This window comes from Streptomyces sp. NPDC127114 (assembly GCF_042677525.1).
Lineage (GTDB): Bacteria > Actinomycetota > Actinomycetes > Streptomycetales > Streptomycetaceae > Streptomyces.
Window position 1 is genome coordinate 18,037 of sequence record NZ_JBHXTJ010000021.1, and the last position, 21,511, is coordinate 39,547.

The window sequence follows — 21,511 nt, forward strand, 5'->3', positions numbered from 1 at the left end:
GGCTGTGGGTCTGATACGGGGGTCCTGGGGCCGGCCGGGGGCTCATTGCTGAGCCCCCGTACCGGACTCCCGTCAGACCTCTTCGACGCTGCTCGGCTCGCGCCGGGACAGGTCGATACCGAGCTCCTCCGCAGCGCGGAAGACGTCCTCGTCGGTGTCGCGCATCTCGATGGACATGCCGTCCGAGGACAGCACCTCCACGTTGAGGCACAGGGACTGCATCTCCTTGATGAGCACCTTGAAGGACTCGGGGATGCCGGGCTCAGGGATGTTCTCGCCCTTGACGATGGCCTCGTAGACCTTCACGCGGCCGGTGACGTCGTCGGACTTGATCGTCAGCAGCTCCTGGAGGGCGTAGGCGGCGCCGTATGCCTCGAGCGCCCACACCTCCATCTCACCGAAGCGCTGACCACCGAACTGGGCCTTACCACCCAGCGGCTGCTGGGTGATCATCGAGTACGGGCCGGTCGAGCGGGCGTGCAGCTTGTCGTCGACCAGGTGGTGCAGCTTGAGGATGTACATGTACCCGACCGAGATCGGGTCCGGGAACGGCTCGCCGGAGCGGCCGTCGAACAGACGCGCCTTGCCGGACGGGAGCACCATGCGCTCGCCGTCGCGGTTCGGGATGGTGTGCTGGAGCAGACCCGCGAGCTCGTCCTCACGCGCACCGTCGAAGACCGGGGTGGCGACGTTGGTGCCGGGGGCGACCTTGTCGGCACCGATGGCCTGGAGGCGCTGCGCCCACTCGTCGGCGAGGCCGGAGACGTCCCAGCCGCGGCTGGCGAGCCAGCCGAGGTGGATCTCCAGGACCTGTCCCGGGTTCATTCGGGACGGGACACCGAGCGGGTTGAGGATGATGTCGACCGGAGTTCCGTCCTCGAGGAACGGCATGTCCTCGATGGGCAGGATCTTGGAGATGACACCCTTGTTGCCGTGGCGGCCGGCGAGCTTGTCACCGTCGGTGATCTTGCGCTTCTGGGCGACGTAGACGCGGACCAGCTGGTTCACGCCCGGGGGAAGCTCGTCGCCCTCCTCGCGGTCGAAGACGCGGACGCCGATGACCTTGCCGGTCTCGCCGTGCGGGACCTTCAGCGAGGTGTCACGGACCTCACGGGCCTTCTCACCGAAGATCGCGCGGAGCAGGCGCTCCTCCGGGGTCAGCTCGGTCTCACCCTTCGGGGTGACCTTGCCGACCAGGATGTCGCCGGCGACGACCTCGGCACCGATGCGGATGATGCCGCGCTCGTCGAGGTCGGCGAGGACCTCCTCGGAGACGTTCGGGATGTCCCGGGTGATCTCCTCGGGGCCGAGCTTGGTGTCACGGGCGTCGACCTCGTGCTCCTCGATGTGGATCGAGGAGAGGACGTCGTCCTGCACGAGGCGCTGCGACAGGATGATCGCGTCCTCGTAGTTGTGACCCTCCCACGGCATGAACGCCACGAGCAGGTTCTTGCCGAGGGCCATCTCGCCCTCTTCGGTGGCGGGACCGTCGGCCAGGACCTGGCCCTCGATCACGCGGTCGCCCTCGGAGACGACGACCTTCTGGTTGACCGAGGTGCCCTGGTTCGAGCGGGAGAACTTGGCCAGGCGGTACGTGATGTAGGTGCCGTCGTCGTTGGCCACGGTGATGTAGTCCGCGGACAGCTCCTGGATGACACCGTCCTTCTCGGCCTTGAGCACGTCGCCGGCGTCGGTGGCGCAGCGGTACTCCATGCCGGTGCCGACGAGCGGGGCCTCCGCCTTGATGAGCGGAACGGCCTGGCGCATCATGTTCGCGCCCATGAGGGCACGGTTGGCGTCGTCGTGCTCGAGGAAGGGGATCATGGCGGTCGCGACCGACACCATCTGGCGCGGCGAGACGTCCATGTAGTCGACCTCGGACGGCTCGACGTAGTCGACCTCGCCGCCACGCTTGCGGACCAGGACGCGGTTCTCCGTGAAGCGGAGGTTCTCGTCGAGGGTCGCGTTCGCCTGGGCGATGACGAAGCGGTCCTCCTCGTCGGCGGTGACGTAGTCGACCTCGTCGGTGACCTTGCCGTCGACGACCTTGCGGTACGGCGTCTCGATGAAGCCGAAGGGGTTGATCCGGCCGTACGAGGCGAGCGAACCGATCAGACCGATGTTCGGGCCTTCGGGGGTCTCGATCGGGCACATGCGTCCGTAGTGGGACGGGTGCACGTCTCGGACCTCGAAGCCGGCCCGCTCACGGGACAGACCACCGGGACCCAGCGCCGAGAGACGACGCTTGTGCGTCAGACCCGACAGCGGGTTGTTCTGGTCCATGAACTGCGACAGCTGGCTGGTGCCGAAGAACTCCTTGATGGAGGCGACGACCGGCCGGATGTTGATCAGGGTCTGCGGCGTGATCGCCTCGACGTCCTGGGTGGTCATGCGCTCGCGCACGACGCGCTCCATACGGGCGAGACCCGTACGGACCTGGTTCTGGATGAGCTCGCCGACGTTGCGCAGACGACGGTTGCCGAAGTGGTCGATGTCGTCGGCCTCGATGACGACCTCGCTGCCGTTGGCGCCGACCGTCTCGGTCTCGCCGGCGTGCAGCTTCACCAGGTACTTGATCGTGGCGATGATGTCGTCGGTGGTGAGGACGCCCGCGTCCAGCGGCTCGTCGGCACCGAGCTTCTTGTTGACCTTGTAGCGGCCGACCTTCGCGAGGTCGTAGCGCTTCGGGTTGAAGTACAGGTTCTCGAGCAGCGTCTGGGCGGCCTCGCGCGTCGGCGGCTCGCCCGGACGGAGCTTGCGGTAGATGTCGAGCAGCGCGTCGTCCTGGCCCTGGGTGTGGTCCTTCTCCAGGGTGGCGCGCATGGACTCGTACTCGCCGAACTCCTGCAGGATCTGCTCGGTGGTCCAGCCGAGCGCCTTGAGGAGGACGGTCACGGACTGCTTGCGCTTGCGGTCGATGCGCACACCGACGAGGTCGCGCTTGTCGATCTCCATCTCCAGCCAGGCACCCCGGGACGGGATGATCTTGGCGGAGAAGATGTCCTTGTCGGACGTCTTGTCGATGGAGGAGTCGAAGTAGACGCCGGGCGAACGGACGAGCTGCGACACGACGACACGCTCGGTGCCGTTGATGACGAAGGTGCCCTTGTTCGTCATGAGCGGGAAGTCGCCCATGAAGACCGTCTGGGACTTGATCTCGCCGGTCTCGTTGTTCGTGAACTCGGCGGTCACGAAGAGCGGGGCACCGTAGGTGAAGTCACGGTCCTTGCACTCGTCGATCGAGTTCTTCGGCGGCTCGAAGCGGTGGTCGCGGAAGGTCAGCGACATCGACCCGGAGAAGTCCTCGATCGGGGAGATCTCCTCGAAGATCTCCTCCAGACCGGACTTCGTGGGGACGTCCTGTCCCGACTCAAGGGCGGCCTCGACGCGAGCCTTCCACGCGGCGTTGCCGAGCAGCCAGTCGAAGCTCTCGGTCTGGAGCGCGAGGAGGTTCGGAACCTCGAGGGGCTCCTTGATCTTTGCAAAGGAGATGCGCAGCGGGGCGGTGCTGGCGCCGTTGTTCGTATTGGTCGAGGCGTTGCGCGAGGCGGCCAAGAGGGGGTCCTTCCGAGGGCTCGGACTCACTGCGCGCGTACCGGTCCCTTGCGGAGCCCCGTGGAGGACGATTCTCGATATGGCCGAAAGGCCAGGTCAGAGTGGGTCGACCAGCGAAGCGGTTGCGAGGGTATGCCCCTTGTGACGGGCAGGGGACAGCTAACAGGCAGCGCAAAGGGTCAGTGTAGCCACTTGGCCCACTGATGTCCAGGGCGTGTTCTTCGCGACCCTCGTTGTTCTCAACTCCGCGGTACCTCGCGCCGTGCGGCGCACCTCGATACTGCCCGTTCGGTCGTCGATCCATGCCTCGGAATCGGATCGTTGTGACGACGCGTCCTGAGAATTGCGCGCTGCGTGCGGTTCGTCAAGGCCCCCGCCCCTGCGCGGCGCACGGCGAAGATCACCTTACTCCGCTTCCGGGGCCCCGTACGACGGCCGCCACGCCGTCCCCGGGGACGCCGAAAGGCGACCACCCAGATGGATGATCGCCTTTCACGCTGCGAGCGTTACACGCTCAGAAGAGTCGCTGACGCGACGAGGTGTTACTTGACCTCGACGGCGGCACCGGCGCCCTCGAGCGCCTCCTTGGCCTTGTCAGCGGCCTCCTTGTTGACCTTCTCGAGGACCGGCTTCGGGGTGCCGTCGACGAGGTCCTTGGCCTCCTTCAGACCCAGGGAGGTCAGCTCACGCACGACCTTGATGACCTGGATCTTCTTGTCGCCGGCGCCGGTGAGGATGACGTCGAACTCGTCCTTCTCCTCGACGGTCTCGGCGGCACCGGCACCCGGGGCGCCCGGGGCGGCAACGGCGACGGCCGCGGCGGCGGTGACGTCGAACTTCTCCTCGAAGGCCTTCACGAACTCGGAGAGCTCGATGAGGGTCATCTCCTCGAACTGGGCAAGCAGCTCGTCCTGGGTGAGCTTCGCCATGATGGGCGATCCTTCCACTAATTCGGCAGGTGCCGGATGTTCATGTGAGGCGGGCGTACTGTCGGCCCGCTGCGACCCGCTCCGCCCCGTGGGCGGCCCGGATCATTGCGCGAGCCGAATTACTCGGCACCGCCCTGCTCGGCCTGCTTGGCGCGAAGCGCGTCCACGGTGCGGACGAGCTTCGACGGCAGCGCCTGGAAGAGCTGAGCAGCCTGGGACTGCTTGCCCTTGAAGGCACCGGCCAGCTTGCTGAGCAGAACCTCGCGGGACTCGAGGTCCGCAAGCTTCTTGATGTCGTCGGCGGAGAGAGCCTTACCGTCAAGGACACCAGCCTTGATGATGAGGTTCGGGTTCTCCTTGGCGAAGTCACGCAGAGCCTTCGCCGACTCCACCGGGTCACCGGTGACGAAGGCGACCGCCGTCGGACCAGCGAAGTGGTCGTCGAGCGCGGTGATCCCAGCCTCGTTGGCCGCAATCTTGGTCAGCGTGTTCTTCACCACGGCGTACTGGGCGTTCTCACCGAGCGAACGGCGCAGCGTCTTGAGCTGCGCGACGGTGAGACCCCGGTACTCGGTCAGCACGGCGGCGTTGGAGCTCTGGAACGCGTCCTTGAGCTCGGCCACCGATGCAGCCTTGTTGGGCGTCGGCATAGTGCGTCAGCCTCCTTCCGGGTGATGAGGACCGCTCAGAAGGGGCTGAACAAACGAAAACGCCCCGGGCGCAGGCGCACGGGGCTCAGCTCTACCTCATCGGACGAATCCGATCCGGGAACTTCTCCACAGTCACCTGCGCGGGTCGCTCGCATCTCTCAGCGAATCCTTCGGCCACCACGCCCTTCGGGCGCAGCGACGACCAGCGGTCTTTGGCTTCTGTGGAAGAGTACGCGACGGGGACGGCCAGGGGCAAATCAGCCCTCGGCGGTCCTGCCGGCCTCCTGGAGCATCGCGAACAGGTCGACGGTGTCCTCGGCCGGCGGCACCCGGACGGCGGCCCTGGCGGCCCCGTAGTCGGTGTAGTCGGCCCGCATGTGCACCGTGCCCTGGGCCATGGTCATGCCGACGTCCATACGGGCCGGGTAGCCGTCCTCGGTGACCCAGACCTCGGTGTCGTAGCCCTTGAGGCCGGTCTTCCTCACATTGGCCACGAGCTCGTCGTACTGCTCCTTGGAGAGGAGCTTCGACGACTTGTTGGCCTTGAGCATCTGCTCGAAGGTGAGGGTGCCCTTGTAGTGCTGGGTCTCCATGCCGTTCACCTTCTCGGCACCGACGTGCTTCAGGTTCGGGGAGTCCAGGAGCAGGGCGAGCTGCTGGGCCGGGTCCTGGTTCATGTTCTCCAGGCCGCCGGTCATCTGCTTGCGCAGGTTCTTGTCGCCGCCGGCGTCCGCGGCGGCCTTCATGTCGATCTTCATCCAGCGCTTGCCGTCCATCTTGGCGGCTGCCTCGGCGCCCAGGTCCATGTACATGACGTTGTCGCGCATGACCATGCGGACCTGCTCGGGGGCGCCGGGCTTGCCCCCGCCCAGCAGGGAGCCCTTCATGGTGATGTCCAGCGCCGCCGGGTCCCAGCCCTGGACGCCGGTCATCGTGACGGTGCCGGACTGGGCACCGACGCCCTCCATGCTCATCGTCATGCTGACCTTGGCCGACCTGGCGGCGGACGTCTTCTCGAACGCGGCCGTGAGCGCCTTCGTCACGTCCTCCAGGCCCTGCGCGGCCGCCTTGGCGGGCGCCTCCGCCGCGCTCCTGGCGTCGCCGTCCTGACAGCCGGCCACGCCCGTGACGACGGCCGTGGCCGTCAGTGCGACGCCTGCGCGCTTCCACGCGGACATGCTCATGAATCCCCACCCCTTGCGGATCGTCTTCTTGTTCCCCCTGGCACCGTAACCCAGGCCCCCGACAACGCCGGTGCAATAAAAGCCGCCCCCCGCGCCTCCGGAGAGGCGCGAGGGGCGGCTTCAAGGACGCCGGAGCCCCGGTGAGGGGGCTCCTGAGCCGGTCAGGCTCAGACCGCGGCCGGGTCCTCCTCGACGAGGAGGTTGCGGGTGCGGTTCGGGTCGACCGGGATGCCGGGGCCCATCGTGGTGGTGATGGCGGCCTTCTTGATGTAGCGGCCCTTGGCGGCGGACGGCTTCAGACGGAGGATCTCCTCCAGGGCCGCGCCGTAGTTCTCCACCAGCTTGGCGTCGTCGAAGGACACCTTGCCGATGATGAAGTGCAGGTTCGAGTGCTTGTCGACGCGGAACTCGATCTTGCCGCCCTTGATGTCGTTGACAGCCTTGGCGACATCCGGGGTGACGGTGCCGGTCTTCGGGTTCGGCATGAGACCACGCGGGCCGAGGACGCGGCCGAGGCGGCCGACCTTGCCCATGAGGTCCGGGGTGGCGACGACGGCGTCGAACTCGTTCAGGCGGTTGCCCTTGGAGATCTCGTCGATGAGCTCGTCGGAACCGACGATGTCGGCGCCCGCGGCGATCGCGGCCTCGGCACGGTCACCGGTCGCGAAGACCAGGACCCGGGCGGTCTTACCGGTGCCGTGCGGAAGGTTCACGGTGCCACGGACCATCTGGTCGGCCTTGCGCGGGTCGACGCCCAGACGGAAGGCCACCTCGACGGTGCCGTCGAACTTGGTGGTGGAGGTCTCCTTGGCGAGACGGACGGCCTCGAGCGGGGCGTAGAGCTTCTCCCGGTCGACCTTGGCGTCCGCAGCGCGGAGGGACTTGCTGCGCTTCACTTCTGCTCCTGTGTGTTCAGGGTGTGGAGTCGTGGTGCGGGCCAGCGCCTGGCCCTACCACTGAGGTCACGAGGGGGGTGATCAGCCCTCGACCGTGATGCCCATGGAACGGGCGGTGCCGGCGATGATCTTCGCGGCGGCGTCCAGGTCGTTGGCGTTGAGGTCGGGCATCTTGGTGGTGGCGATCTCGCGGACCTGCGCCTCGGTGATCTTGGCGACCTTGGTCTTGTGCGGCTCGCCGGAGCCCTTCTCCACGCCCGCGGCCTTGAGGATCATCTTGGCGGCCGGCGGGGTCTTGGTGATGAAGGTGAAGGAACGGTCCTCGTAGACCGTGATCTCCACCGGGATCACCCAGCCACGCTGCGACTCGGTCGCGGCGTTGTAGGCCTTGCAGAACTCCATGATGTTGACGCCGTGCTGACCCAGCGCGGGGCCGACCGGCGGGGCCGGGTTGGCCGCACCGGCGTTGATCTGGAGCTTGATAAGCCCCGTGACCTTCTTCTTCTTGGGAGGCATAGCTCTCTCCGGGTCCTAGTGAGAGTTTTCAGCCGATCCATCCGGTCATCCGGATGGAGGCATACCGCACAACGATAACGGGTATAGCTGCGCGTCCAAAAACCGAGCAGGTCAGAGCGGCTGCAGCAGCCCCTCTGACCTGTCCGGAAACTTGAGTCGTCAGTTCTTCTGGATCTGGTCGAAGCTGAGCTCGACCGGGGTCTCGCGACCGAAGATCTCGACGAGGCCCTTGACCTTCTTCGAGTCGGCGTTGATCTCGTTGATCGTGGCCTGGAGCGTGGCGAACGGACCGTCGGTGACGGTGACCGAGTCGCCCACCTCGAAGTCCAGGACCTCGACGGTGACCTTGCGGGCCGGAGCCGGCTTGCCCTCGGCCTCGGCGGCCTCGCGGGCGGCCTTCTCCTCGGCCTCCGGGGCGAGCATCTTCACGATCTCGTCCAGGGTCAGCGGGTACGGGTCGTAGGCGTTGCCCACGAAGCCGGTGACGCCGGGCGTGTTGCGGACGACACCCCAGGACTCGTTCGTCAGGTCCATGCGGACGAGCACGTAACCGGGCAGCTTGTTCTGCCGGACGTTCTTGCGCTCGCCGTTCTTGATCTGGACGATCTCTTCCTCGGGGACCTCGGCCTGGTAGATGAACTCCTCGACGTTCAGCGAGACGGCGCGCTGCTCCAGGTTGGCCTTCACGCGCTTCTCGTAGCCCGCGTAGGTGTGGATCACGTACCACTCGCCGGGCAGCGTGCGCAGCTCCTCGCGGAGCGCGGCGATGGGGTCGACCGGAGCGGCGGGCTCGGCCTCCTCGGCCTCTTCCTCGTCCGCGAGCCCGGCCTCGGCCGCCTCGTCGGACTCCTCCGACTCCTCGGCCTCCTCCTCGGCGGCCTCGACGTCGGCGACCTCGGTGCCGTCGTCCTCGGCGTCGGTCTCCTCGACCTCGCCGAGTTCGGCGTCAGCAGCGTCCGCCTGCTCCTCGTCGGCCGCCTCGACGATGTCCAGCTCGTCCTCGACGGACTCGGACTCGAAGGCGTCGTTCAGGTTCGCGTCAGACACGGTGGCTGCTTCTTCCTGCGCTACAGATGGGGTGGAACAAAAAGTCAGCCGAAGACGTACTTGACTGCTTCCTGGAAGCCATAGTCAATCACGGTCACGAGGCCGATCATGATGACAACGAAGACAATCACCACAGTGGTGTACGTCGTCAGCTGGCTGCGAGTGGGCCAGACGACCTTGCGGAGTTCCGCGATGACCTGGCGGTAGAACAGCGCGAGGCGGCCCAGAGGGCCCTTCTTACCGCGCTTGCCGCCCTTCCGGGCCTTCTTCTTCGACTCGGGAGCTGCGTCCTCGGCGTCAGGCATGTCGATGGAGCCTACGGCATCCGTCACGATGTCTCACCTGATTCCGGGTCGTGGCCGTGCCGCGCCCGGAATGGAGCCGCACGGCGGTGCAAGGAGTACGTACATGCGCACACAACCTGGCGGTGTGTGTAGCAGGGCCGGAGGGACTTGAACCCCCAACCGCCGGTTTTGGAGACCGGTGCTCTACCAATTGAGCTACGACCCTTTGTGGCTTCCCCAACCTACCGCATCGTGAGATGTGGTCGGTGCGGGGCCAACGAGCAGTGAGTGTACGTGGTCTTGGGCCCCTACGTCGAACAGAAACGGCTCCGACCTGCCACAGGGGCCTCGGAAAGGGCCTCCACAGGGCCTCCACGCCGTGTGTACGACCGGGAATGACCGGTCCTGTCCGCTCCGTGAAACCTGTGTGCCGGGCCCGGACGGGGTCTGGGACGATGGGCCGCATGAGCGCTGCTACCCCTCCCACCGAGCGCCGGGTCTCCGCCCGGATCGGTGCGATCTCCGAGTCCGCCACCCTCGCCGTCGACGCCAAGGCCAAGGCCCTCAAGGCCGCCGGGCGACCGGTCATCGGTTTCGGCGCGGGTGAGCCCGACTTCCCGACGCCGGACTACATCGTCGAGGCGGCCGTCGAGGCCTGCAAGAACCCCAAGTACCACCGCTACACGCCGGCCGGCGGTCTGCCCGAGCTCAAGGCCGCGATCGCCGCGAAGACCCTGCGCGACTCCGGCTACGAGGTCGACGCCTCCCAGGTCCTGGTGACCAACGGCGGCAAGCAGGCCATCTACGAGGCGTTCGCCGCGATCCTCGACCCGGGCGACGAGGTCATCGTCCCCGCGCCGTACTGGACGACCTACCCGGAGTCGATCCGCCTCGCCGGCGGTGTCCCGGTGGAGGTCGTCGCCGACGAGACCACCGGCTACCGGGTGTCGGTGGAGCAGCTGGAGGCCGCGCGCACGGAGAAGACCAAGGTCGTCCTCTTCGTCTCGCCGTCGAACCCGACCGGCGCCGTCTACAGCGAGGCCGAGACCGAGGCGATCGGCCGCTGGGCCGTCGAGCACGGCCTGTGGGTCCTCACCGACGAGATCTACGAGCACCTGGTGTACGGCGGCGCCACCGCCGCCTCCCTGCCGGCGGTCCTGCCGGAGCTGCGCGACAAGTGCATCGTCGTGAACGGTGTCGCCAAGACGTACGCGATGACGGGCTGGCGCGTGGGCTGGATCATCGGCCCGAAGGACGTCGTGAAGGCCGCGACCAACCTGCAGTCGCACGCCACCTCCAACGTCTCCAACGTGGCGCAGGTCGCCGCGCTCGCCGCCGTCTCGGGCGACCTGGAAGCGGTCAGGGAGATGGGCAAGGCCTTCGACCGCCGCCGCCAGACCATCGTGCGGATGCTCAACGAGATCGAGGGCGTGCTCTGCCCGACGCCGGAGGGCGCGTTCTACGTGTACCCGTCGGTGAAGGGGCTGCTGGGCAAGGAGATCCGCGGCAAGCGCCCGCAGGACTCCGTCGAGCTGGCCGCGCTGATCCTGGACGAGGCCGAGGTCGCGGTCGTCCCGGGCGAGGCCTTCGGCACCCCGGGCTACCTGCGGCTGTCGTACGCGCTGGGCGACGAGGACCTGGTCGAGGGCGTGTCCCGGATCCAGAAGCTGCTCGCCGAGGCGCGCGACTGACCGGGTAGGAACCTTCCCACCTGCACGCGGGCCCCTGGTTCTCCGGAACCGGGGGCCCGTTCTTGCGTTCTAGCAAGGTCCCGATCGGGGAAACGGACTGTATTCGTCCATTCGGGTAAGGCAGGATCGGCCAATGGAGCACCTTCTTCACCGCGACCTCAGTCTGCTGCCCAAGGCCCATCTGCACCTGCACTTCACGGGCTCGATGCGGCCCACGACCCTCCTCGAACTGGCCGACAAGTACGGGGTGCACCTCCCCGAGGCGCTGAGCAGCGGCACTCCGCCCAGGCTGCGGGCCACGGACGAGCGGGGCTGGTTCCGCTTCCAGCGGCTCTACGACATCGCCCGCTCCTGCCTGCGCGAGCCCGAGGACATCCGGCGCCTGGTGCGCGAGGCGGCCCAGGAGGACGTGGCGGACGGCTCCGGCTGGCTGGAGATCCAGGTCGACCCGACCTCGTACGCGCCGCTGCTCGGTGGTCTGATCCCGGCCATGGAGATCATCCTCGACGCGGTGGACACGGCCTCGCGCGAGACCGGGCTCGGGATGCGGGTGCTGGTCGCGGCGAACCGCATGAAGCACCCGCTGGAGGCGCGCACCCTCGCCCGCCTCGCCGTGCGGTACGCGGACCGGGGCGTGGTCGGCTTCGGGCTCTCCAACGACGAGCGGCGCGGCATGGCCCGCGACTTCGACCGGGCCTTCGCCATCGCCCGCGAGGGCGGCCTGCTCGCGGCCCCGCACGGCGGCGAGCTGACCGGCCCCTCGTCCGTACGGGACTGCCTGGACGACCTGCGGGCGGCCCGGGTCGGGCACGGCGTGCGGGCGGCCGAGGACCCGCGGCTGCTGCGCAGGCTCGCGGAGCGCCAGATCACCTGCGAGGTGTGCCCCTCGTCCAACGTGGCGCTCGGCGTGTACGAGAAGCCGGAGGACGTGCCGCTGCGCACCCTCTTCGACGCCGGGGTGCCGATGGCCCTGGGTGCGGACGACCCGCTGCTCTTCGGCTCGCGGCTGGCCGCCCAGTACGAGGTGGCCCGCCGGCACCACGGCTTCACGGACGAGGAGCTGGCGGAGCTGGCCCGGCAGTCGGTGCGCGGCTCGGCGGCGCCGGAGGACGTCAGGCAGAAGCTGCTGTCCGGGATCGACGACTGGCTGGCCGCGCCGGCCGGCTGAGCCGCGCGGCCGTGGCGCGCCGCCGGGCCCGTCAGCCGAGCCCGCGCATCAGGGTGCGGGCGATCGAGCGGGCGAACGTGTCGAGGTCCTGCGGCGGGCGGCCGTCCGGGGTCATGTCGTAGGCGAAGGCGCGCTGGGCGCAGGCTCCGAGGAGGAGGGCGGCGGCGGCCTGCGGGTCGGCGTCGGCGGCGATCCTGCCGCGCCGCTGTTCGGCGCGGAGGTAGTCGGCGAGGCCCTCGATGGGCTTGTGCGGGCCGGTGCCGAGGCGCCGCAGCGCGTCGTCGTGGCGGCGCTTGAGCTGCGGCTCGGCGTAGAGGGAGGCGGCCATCGCGAAGGTCTCCTGGTAGAAGAGGGCGGCCCTGCGGGCGACCTGGACGAGGTTCTCCTCCACTCCGGGGGTTTCCGCGCCCGGGGTCTCGGCGCCGGCGGTCTCGGCGCCAGGGGTCTCGGTGCCGGCGCCGGGGGTGCCGAGGAGGTCACCGAGCCGCGGCAGCCGTTCGTCCAGGACAGTGACGAACAGCTCCTCCTTGCTCGGGAAGTACTTGTAGAGCGCGGCCTCGGAGCAGCCCGCCGCCCTGGCGATCTGCTTGGTGGTGGTGCGGGCGAGCCCGGCCGTGCGCAGGAGCTCGTGGGCGGCGTCGAGGATCCGGGTGCGGGTCGGCTTCTGTTCCACGAGAACTCTCCTGGATATCGCTTGACGGGTGAGTGAGTGCACACTCACTCTATAGGTGAGTGAACACTTACCCACCCAGGGAGGGTGCGACATGAAGCTCACCGTCTTCGGTGCGACCGGCGGCATCGGCCAGGAGATCGTCCGTCAGGGACTGGCCGCGGGCCACGAGGTGACCGCCGTCGTCCGTGATCCGGCCCGGTTCACGGTCACGGGCGCCGGTCTCGACGTCTTCCGCTCCGACCTCTCCGACCCGGAGTCGCTGCGCGAGGCCGTGGCGGGCCGGGACGCGGTCCTCTCCGGCCTCGGCGCCCGCACCCGCGCGGACGCGGGCGTCGCCGCGCGCCTGACCCGCTCGGTGCTGCGCGCCATGGAGGGCGCCGGGACCCGCCGTCTCCTCGTGGTCAGCGCGGCCCCCGTCGGCCCGGTCCCGCCGGGGCAGACGGTGCTCGACAGGGCGGTGCTGCCGATCATCAACGGCCTGTACAAGCACGTCTACGCGGACCTGCGGGAGATGGAGGCCGAGCTCGCGGCGAGCGCGACCGACTGGACGTCCGTCCGCCCGCCGAAGCTGACGAACAGGCGCCTCACCGGCCGCTACCGGAAGGCGGTCGGCGGCAACCCGTCACGCGGCCGCACGGTCGGGCGCGCCGACGTGGCGCACGCGATGCTGGCGATGGTCGACGACCCGGCGACGGTGAAGCAGGGCGTGGGTGTGGCGTACTGAAGGTTGGCGTACCGAGGGTGTGGCGTACGGAGGCGCGGGCCTCAGATCTCGACGCCGACGGTCACCGGCTCGTTGACGAGCGTGACCCCGAAGGCGTCCCGGACGCCGGCGACGACCTCGCGGGCGAGGGCGAGCAGGTCCTCGGTGGTCGCCTCGCCGCGGTTGGTGAGGGCGAGGGTGTGCTTGGTCGAGATCCGGGCGGGCCCGGAGCCGTAGCCCTTGGTGAAGCCCGCCTTGTCGATCAGCCAGGCGGCGGAGGTCTTGGTCAGGCCCTCCCCCGCCGGGTAGGCGGGCGGCACGGCGTCGGCGCCGAGGCGCTCGGCCACGCGCGCGAGGAAGGCCTCGTACTGCTCGGCGGTGAGGATCGGGTTGGTGAAGAAGGAGCCGGCCGACCACGTGTCGTGGTCCTCCGGGTCCAGGACCATGCCCTTGCCGGCCCGCAGCTTCAGGACCGTCTCCCGCGCCCGCTCCAGCGGCACCCGGTCGCCCGCCTCGACACCGAGGGCCCGGGCCGTCTCCGCGTACGCGATCGGCGCGGAAAGGCCGCCGGCGTCCTCGAGCCCGAAGCGGACGCGGAGCACGACGTAGCGGTCGGGCTGGTCCTTGAAGAGGCTGTGCCGGTACGAGAAGGCGCACTCGGCGTTGGTGAGCGTCACCGTCTCCTCGGCCCGGCGGTCGTAGGCGACGACCTCGGTGACGGTGGCGGAGACGTCCTGCCCGTAGGCGCCCACGTTCTGGATCGGCGTGGCGCCCGCCGAGCCGGGGATCCCGGCCAGGCACTCGATACCGGCGAGCCCGGCCTCGACGGTCCGGGCGACGGCGTCCGTCCACACCTCGCCCGCGGCGAGCTCCAGACGGGTCCCGTCGAGCGAGAAGCCGCGGGTGGCGATGTGCAGGGCCGTGCCGTCGAAGCCCTTGTCGCCGATGACCAGGTTGGAGCCGCCGCCGATGACGAGCAGCGGGGCCCCGGAGGCGTCGGCCTCGCGGACCGCGGCGATCACCTCGTCGTCGGTGGTGGCCGTGACGAGCCGCGTGGCGGGGCCGCCGAGCCGGAAGGTGGTCAGGGGCGCGAGGGGGGCGTCGTGGAGAAGCTGCACGGGCACAAGGGTACGGGCCCCTCCCGTACGGAAGGGGCCCGTGCCGCTCAGGCGCTCGGACGGGTTCAGGCGAGCCTGACCACGGCCCGGCTCATGCCGAGGACCTTCTGCCCGGCGCTGGTCGCGGTGAGGTCGACCCGCACCTGCTGGTCGTCGAGCTTCGCCGCCACCTTCGCGGAGACCTCGATCACGGCACCCTCGTCGTCGTTGGGCACGACGACCGGCTTGGTGAAGCGGACGCCGTACTCGACGACGGCGGCCGGGTCGCCGGCCCAGTCGGTGACGACGCGGATCGCCTCGGCCATGGTGAACATGCCGTGGGCGATGACGTCGGGCAGGCCGACCTCCTTGGCGAACTTCTCGTTCCAGTGGATCGGGTTGAAGTCACCCGAGGCACCGGCGTACCGCACGAGCGTGGCGCGGGTCACGGGGAAGGTCTGCGCGGGCAGCTCGGTGCCGACCTCGACCTCGTCGTAGGCGATCTTCGCGGTCACGGTCAGGCCTCCTCGGGGGCGCGGGCGACGAGCTTGGTCCAGGCGGTCACGACGTGCTCGCCGCTCTCGTCGTGGACCTCGCCGCGGATGTCCAGGATGTCGTTGCCCGCGAGGGACTTGATCGCCTCGATGGTGCTGGTGACCGAGAGCCGGTCACCGGCGCGCACCGGCCGGGTGTAGGCGAACTTCTGGTCGCCGTGCACGACGCGGCTGTAGTCGAGGCCCAGCTGCGGGTCCTCGACGACCTGGCCGGCGGCCTTGAAGGTGATCGCGAAGACGAACGTCGGCGGGGCGACGACGTCGGGGTGACCGAGGGCCTTGGCGGCCTCCTGGTCGGTGTACGCGGGATTGGCGTCCCCGATCGCCTCGGCGAACTCGCGGATCTTCTCGCGGCCGACCTCGTACGGCGCGGTGGGCGGATAGGTCCGGCCCACGAAGGACTGGTCGAGCGCCATGGCCTCGGTACCTCCTGCTGGTCCTGCTTGCTGGTCCTGCTGAAAAGGGTGCGGATATGCACGGGTAAACGACACGAGGCCGTCCCCGGCTGGGGACGGCCTCGTGTACGAGCCTGTTTAGCGCGTCTCGCGGTGCGCGGTGTGCGAGTTGCAGCGAGGGCAGTGCTTCTTCATCTCAAGACGGTCCGGGTTGTTGCGCCGGTTCTTCTTGGTGATGTAGTTCCGCTCCTTGCACTCCACGCAGGCCAGCGTGATCTTCGGGCGGACGTCGGTGGCAGCCACGTGAGTGCTCCTTGACGGACGGGTGGGATGGATGAACGCATGAAAGAGTAGCCGATCGCAGGACCGACCCCACAATCGGCTACCGTGTGTAGCGGTGACCGGACTTGAACCGGTGACACAGCGATTATGAGCCGCTTGCTCTACCGACTGAGCTACACCGCTTTGATGATCCGGATCCCGCCCGAAGGCGGGCCCTTCTCACCAGAGCCCCAATACGGAATCGAACCGTAGACCTTCTCCTTACCATGGAGACGCTCTGCCGACTGAGCTATTGGGGCGAGCGAGGAAGACATTACACGGTCTCCGGCCCGACACCCAAATCCGTTTCCCGGGCACTCGCCGCAGGCCCCTCCTAGGCCACTCGTGCACTCACCAGTACGACTATTGCGCTCCTCCTCGAAGGCTGCTGCGGGCGCCCCTAGGCTCGGGGCCCACGCTGCGTGATCTTGGTCTTGGCGAGCCGTGAGGAGCCCGATGTCCGCCGACAGCAAGCAGCCCCAGCCACAGCCCGACGACCGGGCCGCGGCCACCGCCGACGCCGTGTCGCTGCTGCTCTCGAACGCGCGGCTCACCGACGGCCGCACCGTCGACGTACGGCTCGGCGGCGGCCGGATCGAGGCCGTCGGCACGGCCGGCAGCCTCACCGCGGTCGGCGCCCGCGTCGACCTGGCCGGCTACCTGTTGCTGCCCGCGCCCGCCGAGCCCCACGCGCACATCGACACCGCGCTCACCGCCGACTCCCCCGGCCCCGTCTCGTACGCCCCGGACGAGGTCCAGCGCCGGGCGACCGAGGCCGCCCTGCTCCAGCTCGGGCACGGCGCGACCGCGCTGCGCGCCCACGTCCGGATCGGGGACATGCACGGCCTCGGCCCGCTGGAGGCCGTGCTGCAGGCCCGGCGTTCGCTGCGCGGCCTGGCCGAGCTGACGACCGTGGCGACGCCCCGGCTGCTGACCGGCGCGGCGGGCGCCGACGGGCTCGCGATGCTGCGGGACGCGGTGAAGATGGGCGCCGGCGTGGTCGGCGGCTGCCCCGACCTCGACCCGGATCCCACCGGCTACGTGGAGGCGCTCCTGGAGGTCGCGGCCGAACACGGCTGCCCGGTGGACCTGCACACCGACGGCGACGACCCGGCGCGCCTGGCCCGGCTCGCGGCGATGGCCGGCGGGCTGCGCCCCGGGGTGACGATCGGCCCCTGCGCCGGGCTCGCCCGCCTCCCCGCCGACCAGGCCCGCCGGGCGGCGGACCAGCTGGCGGCCGCCGGGGTGACCGTGGTGTGCCTGCCGCAGGGCGGCTGCGGCGCGACCGAGCTGCGCGGCACGGCGCCCGTGCGGCTGCTCCGGGCCGCCGGGGTGCGGGTCGCCGCGGGCGGCGGGGCGCTGCGTGACGTGTCCAACCCTGTGGGCCGCGGCGACCCGCTGGAGGCCGCCTACCTGACGGCCTCACTGGGCGGGCTCCCGGCGCCGGAGGCGTACGGGGCGGTGAGCACGGACGCGCGGGCCGCGATGGGCCTGCCGGAGGTACGGGTGGAGGCCGGCTTCCCGGCGGAGCTGCTCGCGGTGCGGGGCGAACGGCTCGCGGGCGTGCTGTCCCTCGCGTACAGCCGGATCGTGGTGCACCGCGGCCGGGTGGTGGCCCGGACGAGCGCGGTGCGGGAGTACTGCGACTCGGCGGCGGCCCTCGACCTGCCCCGGCAGACGCGGCCCGAGCGGCCGGACTCGGGAGGCCCGGCGGGGCCGGGCGCCGTACGGTCGTGAGTATGCGCGTAGTCATCGCTGGTGGACACGGACAGATCGCCCTGCGGCTCGAGCGGCTGCTGGCCGCGGGCGGGCACCAACCGGTGGGGATCATCCGCCGCCCCGAACAGGAGGCGGACCTGCGGGCGGCCGGCGCCGAGGCGGTGGTCCTGGACCTGGAGTCGGCCTCCGTCGACGAGGTCGCCGCGGCCCTGGAGGGCGCCGACGCGGCCGTCTTCGCGGCCGGCGCGGGCCCGGGCAGCGGCGCCCAGCGCAAGGAGACCGTGGACCGCGACGCGGCGGTCCTGCTCGCCGACGCGGCGGAACGGGCGGGCGTACGGCGCTTCCTCGTCGTCTCGTCCATGGGCGCCCGGTCGGGTCACGAGGGCGACGCCGTCTTCGACGCGTACCTGCGCGCCAAGGGCGCGGCGGACGACGACGTCCGCGCCCGCGAGGGGCTCGACTGGACGATCCTGCGCCCCGGCATGCTCACCGACGACGCGGGCACCGGCATGGTCCGCCTGGCGGCCTCCACGGGCCGCGGCCCCATCCCCCGCGACGACGTGGCGGCGGTCCTCGCCGAACTCCTCGACACGCCGGCCACGGCCGGTCTGACCCTGGAACTGATCTCGGGCTCGACCCCGGTCGCGGTCGCGGTCCGCGACATCGCAGGCAACTGACGCCGGACGTCAGGGCAGTTGGATCTCCACGCAGGTGGGTCCGCGCGTCGACCGGACGTCGCACTCGCCTTCGCCGCCGGCGGTGGCGGCGATGATCTGGATGCCCCACGCGGACTCGGGGACCGAGAAGGGCACGCTGACGTGCTGCGCGATGTCGCCCCTGTCGTCGGGTCTGAGGCTGCTGTAGTAGAAGCCCTCGCCTTCGACGGGATCCCGGTGGATGTCCACGGCGTCCGCGGAGACCTCGATGGTCGCCCACGTGTCCACGCCGTCCCCGTGGACGTCGAAGCTGAGGCGCCCGGCGGTTCTCGGCCCCGCGAGCGTGACGTTGGTGATGGTCGGCCGCCCGTTCCCGCCCGCCGCCTTGGAGGCGCCCACGACCGCCACGCTCAGCGCGACCATGTAGAAGATCACGCCGATGACGAGCGTGACCGTCTCCCACACGTTGCCCCGCCGCGTCGGGTGCATGAGCAGGGCCACGATGCTGCACACGATGGCGAGGATGGCGCAGAGCGCGGCGACGTAGATGGGCCACGACTCGTTGTTGAGCGCGACGAACACGATGTCGCTCGTCAGCCCCAGCGCGGTCATGACCCCGGCGACCGCGACCAGGGCGCCGGCGAGGATCTTGGCGACGTCGTCCAGGCGCCGCTTCCCGACCCTGGTCTGGATCTCGCCCAGCGGATCTTCGCTTCCGTCGCCGCCCAGCCCGCTCACCCGCTCATGGTGGACCGGCCACAGGTCACCGGCGCGCACCCACGCCCACGACTGGACCGAACGAGAACCGCGCCCCTCGGCGGACCCCATGAACGAACAAACGGCCCCTGCCCTGCGTTTCCGCAGTTCAGGGGAAGGTGACCGCCCGGTTCCGGAGGCTGAGCGGGCAGCGGGGTTGATCAGTAGATCATCCAGAAGCCCACCGCGGTCAGCGGGAGACAAACGAACCCAGCGCCGACGATGATCGCGATCGGCTGGTAGCGCTTGATGTCCTCGTCGCTCTCCCCGGGCCTGGAGATCATGTACCGCCGGAAGCCCTTGAAGTCGACGAGCAGCGCCACACCAAGAGCCAAGGGCACCATCACGAACAACGCCTTCCCGAGAAGCTCCACTCTCGTCCCCCTCCTTCACCCATGGACCTCATCCTGGCTTAGGAAGCGTTCATGGTCACTGCCGCGTGCAGGCAACGATTGCGGCAGCCGGTGCCAGTTGCCGCACCTGGGGTGTGCACACGGTGGTGAAGTCGGTCGGCGGCCCGGAAGACAAGGCAGCGGGTACGGGGAGGTCTGGGCTCGGGCGCGTGAGACTGCCCGGTCACCACGTAATCCCGTCCACGTGTCGTCCAGACACGCTGGTAGAGAGGGTGATCGAGCGGCGCAGAGCGAGACAGTTGCGCCCTGTCTCACTGACACAGCAGAACGACCCCTGCCCTGCGTTTCCGCAGTTCAGGGGCCGTTCTCATCGCGTGGCGGCGCCAGGATTCGAACCTGGGTAGGCTAAGCCGACGGATTTACAGTCCGCTCCCATTGGCCACTCGGGCACACCGCCATGGGATCGCTGCCTCGGAGCCGCTTTTCGGCGGTGCTCCCTGGCAACGACGTAAACGATACCTGATCCCCGGGGGTGCTTCGCCACCGGATTGATCTCGGGTTCGCGGCCGTCCCGGTGGCTACGCTTTGTGCCGTACCCAATGCATCCGAGCAAGGAGCCTCACCTCATGGCCGACTCCAGTTTCGACATCGTCTCCAAGGTCGAGCGGCAGGAGGTCGACAACGCCCTCAACCAGGCCGCGAAGGAGATCACGCAGCGCTACGACTTCAAGGGCACCAACGCCTCGATCTCCTGGTCGGGCGAGAAGATCCTGATGCAGGCGAACGGCGAGGAGCGGGTCAAGGCGATCCTCGACATCTTCCAGTCCAAGCTGATCAAGCGGGGCATCTCGCTGAAGTCGCTGGACGTGGAGGGCGACCCGCAGCTGTCCGGCAAGGAGTACAAGCTCTTCGCCTCCATCCAGGAGGGCATCTCCCAGGAGAACGCCAAGAAGGTCGCCAAGGTCATCCGCGACGAGGGCCCCAAGGGCGTCAAGGCGCAGGTGCAGGGCGACGAGCTGCGGGTCAGCTCGAAGAGCCGGGACGACCTGCAGGCCGTCATCGCGCTGCTCAAGGACAAGGACTTCGACTTCGCCCTGCAGTTCGTGAACTACCGGTAGGACTGTCCGAGTGTCATGTCCGAAAACCGCCAGCCCCGCTGCGTGTGGGGCTCGCACACTGGACGCATGACGACGAACAGCACGCTCTACGCCCACGTCGACGGCCCCCTCGGCACGATGCTCCTGGTGGGGCGGGTCGCCGACGGGGGTTCCCTCGTGCTGCGGTCGCTGTCGCTGGAGGGCCAGAAGGGCGGCGTCCGCGTCGAGGACGGATGGACAGGTGACCCGGCGGCGTTCGAGGAGGTCGCGGGGCAGCTGGACGCGTACTTCGCCGGGCGGCGCGAGGGCTTCGACATCCCGTACGAGGAGTCCGGGACCGAATTCCAGCGCGCCGTCTGGAAGGCCCTGGAGGAGATCCCGTACGGCGCGACCGTCTCGTACGGGGACATCGCCCGCCGGGTCGGCTCGGCCGGCGCCGGCGTGCGGGCCGTGGGGACCGCGATCGGGCGCAATCCGCTGCTCGTGGTGCGGCCCTGCCACCGGGTGATCGGGGCCGACGGCAGCCTGCGCGGCTACGCGGCCGGGCTGGACCGCAAGGAGCGGCTGCTGCGCCTGGAGAGCGGTGGCTGACGGACTGTTCCCGCGCGAGCGGAGCGAACCGGCGCCGGGCGCGGTGCACGTGCCCGGCTGGCTGCCGTTCGAGCGACAGCGGGAACTGGTCGCCGCCTGCCGCGAGTTCGGGCGGGGGCCCGCCGCGTACGAGCACACGGTCCTGCCCGGCGGCAGGGTGATGTCCGTGCGCTCGCTCTGCCTCGGGCGGCGCTGGGTGCCGTACCGCTATCTCGGCCCCGAGGAGAACCTCCTCGAACTGCCGGACTGGCTCGTCGAACTGGGGCGCGCGGCGCTGGCCGACGCGTACGGGACGCACGACGGGGCGGCCGGTGCGGACGGGGCGGCCGGGACGGACGGCGGTCCGCACGGCGGTTTCGCGCCGGACACCGCGCTCGTGAACTTCTACGCCGACGGCGCGAAGATGGGCATGCACCAGGACAGGGAGGAGCGCTCGCCCGCTCCTGTCGTGTCGTTGAGCCTCGGCGACACCTGCGTGTTCCGGCTCGGCAACACCGAGGACCGCGGACGGCCCTGGACCGACCTGGAGTTGGCCTCCGGCGACCTGCTCGTCTTCGGCGGGCCGTCCCGCCTCGCGTACCACGGCGTCCCCAAGGTGTACGCGGGCAGCGCCGAGCCCGCCCTGGGGCTCGCCGGGCGGCTCAACATCACGCTGAGGGAGACGGGGCTCTAGGTC

At 69.6% G+C, this 21,511-nt stretch carries 23 protein-coding genes and 4 tRNA genes; 8 read left to right on the forward strand and 19 right to left on the reverse strand.

The window, feature by feature from the left end:
• Window positions 1–72: 72 nt before the first annotated feature.
• From rpoB to ACFVGS_RS21485, 9 genes are all read right to left on the reverse strand, one after another.
• On the reverse strand, window positions 73–3,555 hold the full coding sequence (rpoB, locus tag ACFVGS_RS21445) for a DNA-directed RNA polymerase subunit beta (RefSeq protein ID WP_384411979.1): 3,483 nt from the start codon (window positions 3,553–3,555) through the stop codon (window positions 73–75).
• A 542-nt stretch (window positions 3,556–4,097) separates the two neighbouring features.
• Window positions 4,098–4,484, reverse strand: coding sequence for a 50S ribosomal protein L7/L12 (gene rplL / locus ACFVGS_RS21450; RefSeq protein ID WP_385693364.1), 387 nt, complete (start codon window positions 4,482–4,484; stop codon window positions 4,098–4,100).
• Between the two features lie 119 nt (window positions 4,485–4,603).
• Window positions 4,604–5,134: a 50S ribosomal protein L10 gene (rplJ, locus tag ACFVGS_RS21455; protein ID WP_384411984.1), complete on the reverse strand. Its 531-nt coding sequence runs from the start codon at window positions 5,132–5,134 to the stop codon at window positions 4,604–4,606.
• Window positions 5,135–5,391: 257 nt separating this feature from the next.
• A complete protein-coding gene (locus ACFVGS_RS21460; protein WP_385693365.1) occupies window positions 5,392–6,318 on the reverse strand; it encodes a hypothetical protein in 927 nt (308 codons plus the stop codon).
• Window positions 6,319–6,485: 167 nt separating this feature from the next.
• The gene (rplA, locus tag ACFVGS_RS21465; protein ID WP_384411987.1) at window positions 6,486–7,214 is read right to left on the reverse strand and encodes a 50S ribosomal protein L1; all 729 of its coding nucleotides are present in this window, start codon (window positions 7,212–7,214) and stop codon (window positions 6,486–6,488) included.
• Between the two features lie 81 nt (window positions 7,215–7,295).
• Window positions 7,296–7,730: a 50S ribosomal protein L11 gene (rplK, locus tag ACFVGS_RS21470; RefSeq protein ID WP_128980827.1), complete on the reverse strand. Its 435-nt coding sequence runs from the start codon at window positions 7,728–7,730 to the stop codon at window positions 7,296–7,298.
• 159 nt (window positions 7,731–7,889) lie between these two features.
• Window positions 7,890–8,777 (reverse strand): transcription termination/antitermination protein NusG, encoded by an 888-nt coding sequence (gene nusG, locus ACFVGS_RS21475; RefSeq protein ID WP_385693366.1) that lies wholly within the window; start codon window positions 8,775–8,777, stop codon window positions 7,890–7,892.
• A 44-nt stretch (window positions 8,778–8,821) separates the two neighbouring features.
• Window positions 8,822–9,109 (reverse strand): preprotein translocase subunit SecE, encoded by a 288-nt coding sequence (gene secE, locus ACFVGS_RS21480; protein ID WP_382532579.1) that lies wholly within the window; start codon window positions 9,107–9,109, stop codon window positions 8,822–8,824.
• A gap of 105 nt (window positions 9,110–9,214) precedes the next feature.
• Window positions 9,215–9,287 (reverse strand) — tRNA-Trp (locus ACFVGS_RS21485).
• Between the two features lie 238 nt (window positions 9,288–9,525).
• Between ACFVGS_RS21485 and ACFVGS_RS21490 the strand changes: the two genes are divergently transcribed.
• Both ACFVGS_RS21490 and ACFVGS_RS21495 read left to right on the forward strand, forming a co-directional pair.
• On the forward strand, window positions 9,526–10,752 hold the full coding sequence (locus tag ACFVGS_RS21490; protein WP_384411991.1) for a pyridoxal phosphate-dependent aminotransferase: 1,227 nt from the start codon (window positions 9,526–9,528) through the stop codon (window positions 10,750–10,752).
• A gap of 133 nt (window positions 10,753–10,885) precedes the next feature.
• Window positions 10,886–11,920: an adenosine deaminase gene (locus tag ACFVGS_RS21495; protein ID WP_384411993.1), complete on the forward strand. Its 1,035-nt coding sequence runs from the start codon at window positions 10,886–10,888 to the stop codon at window positions 11,918–11,920.
• Between the two features lie 31 nt (window positions 11,921–11,951).
• Here the strand turns inward: ACFVGS_RS21495 and ACFVGS_RS21500 are convergent, their stop codons facing one another.
• The gene (locus ACFVGS_RS21500) at window positions 11,952–12,593 is read right to left on the reverse strand and encodes a TetR/AcrR family transcriptional regulator (RefSeq protein WP_384411995.1); all 642 of its coding nucleotides are present in this window, start codon (window positions 12,591–12,593) and stop codon (window positions 11,952–11,954) included.
• Window positions 12,594–12,684: 91 nt separating this feature from the next.
• On the opposite strand from ACFVGS_RS21500, the gene ACFVGS_RS21505 reads away from it, so the two are divergent.
• Window positions 12,685–13,317 (forward strand): NAD(P)-dependent oxidoreductase, encoded by a 633-nt coding sequence (locus tag ACFVGS_RS21505; RefSeq protein WP_384411997.1) that lies wholly within the window; start codon window positions 12,685–12,687, stop codon window positions 13,315–13,317.
• Window positions 13,318–13,358: 41 nt separating this feature from the next.
• Here the strand turns inward: ACFVGS_RS21505 and ACFVGS_RS21510 are convergent, their stop codons facing one another.
• The 6 genes from ACFVGS_RS21510 to ACFVGS_RS21535 all read right to left on the reverse strand — a co-directional run bounded on the left by ACFVGS_RS21510 (window position 13,359) and on the right by ACFVGS_RS21535 (window position 15,923).
• The gene (locus ACFVGS_RS21510) at window positions 13,359–14,414 is read right to left on the reverse strand and encodes a UDP-N-acetylmuramate dehydrogenase (RefSeq protein WP_385693367.1); all 1,056 of its coding nucleotides are present in this window, start codon (window positions 14,412–14,414) and stop codon (window positions 13,359–13,361) included.
• A gap of 65 nt (window positions 14,415–14,479) precedes the next feature.
• Window positions 14,480–14,908, reverse strand: coding sequence for a MaoC family dehydratase (locus ACFVGS_RS21515; protein WP_384412001.1), 429 nt, complete (start codon window positions 14,906–14,908; stop codon window positions 14,480–14,482).
• 2 nt (window positions 14,909–14,910) lie between these two features.
• Window positions 14,911–15,363, reverse strand: coding sequence for a MaoC family dehydratase N-terminal domain-containing protein (locus ACFVGS_RS21520; protein WP_128980841.1), 453 nt, complete (start codon window positions 15,361–15,363; stop codon window positions 14,911–14,913).
• Window positions 15,364–15,480: 117 nt separating this feature from the next.
• Window positions 15,481–15,645, reverse strand: coding sequence for a 50S ribosomal protein L33 (gene rpmG, locus ACFVGS_RS21525; protein WP_003956487.1), 165 nt, complete (start codon window positions 15,643–15,645; stop codon window positions 15,481–15,483).
• Window positions 15,646–15,734: 89 nt separating this feature from the next.
• Window positions 15,735–15,807 (reverse strand) — tRNA-Met (locus ACFVGS_RS21530).
• Window positions 15,808–15,850: 43 nt separating this feature from the next.
• Window positions 15,851–15,923 (reverse strand) — tRNA-Thr (locus tag ACFVGS_RS21535).
• Between the two features lie 196 nt (window positions 15,924–16,119).
• On the opposite strand from ACFVGS_RS21535, the gene ACFVGS_RS21540 reads away from it, so the two are divergent.
• The gene (locus ACFVGS_RS21540) at window positions 16,120–17,400 is read left to right on the forward strand and encodes an amidohydrolase family protein (protein WP_384412005.1); all 1,281 of its coding nucleotides are present in this window, start codon (window positions 16,120–16,122) and stop codon (window positions 17,398–17,400) included.
• 2 nt (window positions 17,401–17,402) lie between these two features.
• Window positions 17,403–18,059, forward strand: coding sequence for an NAD(P)H-binding protein (locus tag ACFVGS_RS21545; protein WP_385693368.1), 657 nt, complete (start codon window positions 17,403–17,405; stop codon window positions 18,057–18,059).
• Between the two features lie 9 nt (window positions 18,060–18,068).
• On the opposite strand, the gene ACFVGS_RS21550 is transcribed toward ACFVGS_RS21545, so the two are convergent.
• The 3 genes from ACFVGS_RS21550 to ACFVGS_RS21560 form a co-directional block, all read right to left on the reverse strand.
• Complete coding sequence (locus tag ACFVGS_RS21550; protein WP_384412009.1) at window positions 18,069–18,776, reverse strand: hypothetical protein; 708 nt, start codon at window positions 18,774–18,776, stop codon at window positions 18,069–18,071.
• Window positions 18,777–18,955: 179 nt separating this feature from the next.
• Complete coding sequence (locus ACFVGS_RS21555) at window positions 18,956–19,129, reverse strand: hypothetical protein (protein ID WP_385693369.1); 174 nt, start codon at window positions 19,127–19,129, stop codon at window positions 18,956–18,958.
• Between the two features lie 393 nt (window positions 19,130–19,522).
• Window positions 19,523–19,604 (reverse strand) — tRNA-Tyr (locus tag ACFVGS_RS21560).
• 169 nt (window positions 19,605–19,773) lie between these two features.
• On the opposite strand from ACFVGS_RS21560, the gene ACFVGS_RS21565 reads away from it, so the two are divergent.
• The 3 genes from ACFVGS_RS21565 to ACFVGS_RS21575 all read left to right on the forward strand — a co-directional run bounded on the left by ACFVGS_RS21565 (window position 19,774) and on the right by ACFVGS_RS21575 (window position 21,508).
• Window positions 19,774–20,265 (forward strand): YajQ family cyclic di-GMP-binding protein, encoded by a 492-nt coding sequence (locus ACFVGS_RS21565; protein WP_384412013.1) that lies wholly within the window; start codon window positions 19,774–19,776, stop codon window positions 20,263–20,265.
• 66 nt (window positions 20,266–20,331) lie between these two features.
• A complete protein-coding gene (locus ACFVGS_RS21570) occupies window positions 20,332–20,835 on the forward strand; it encodes a methylated-DNA--[protein]-cysteine S-methyltransferase (protein WP_384412015.1) in 504 nt (167 codons plus the stop codon).
• Window positions 20,828–21,508, forward strand: a complete 681-nt coding sequence (locus ACFVGS_RS21575) for an alpha-ketoglutarate-dependent dioxygenase AlkB family protein (RefSeq protein ID WP_385693370.1) — start codon at window positions 20,828–20,830, stop codon at window positions 21,506–21,508. Before ACFVGS_RS21570 ends, ACFVGS_RS21575 begins: the two co-directional genes overlap by 8 nt.
• The last annotated feature ends 3 nt before the right edge of the window (window positions 21,509–21,511 follow it).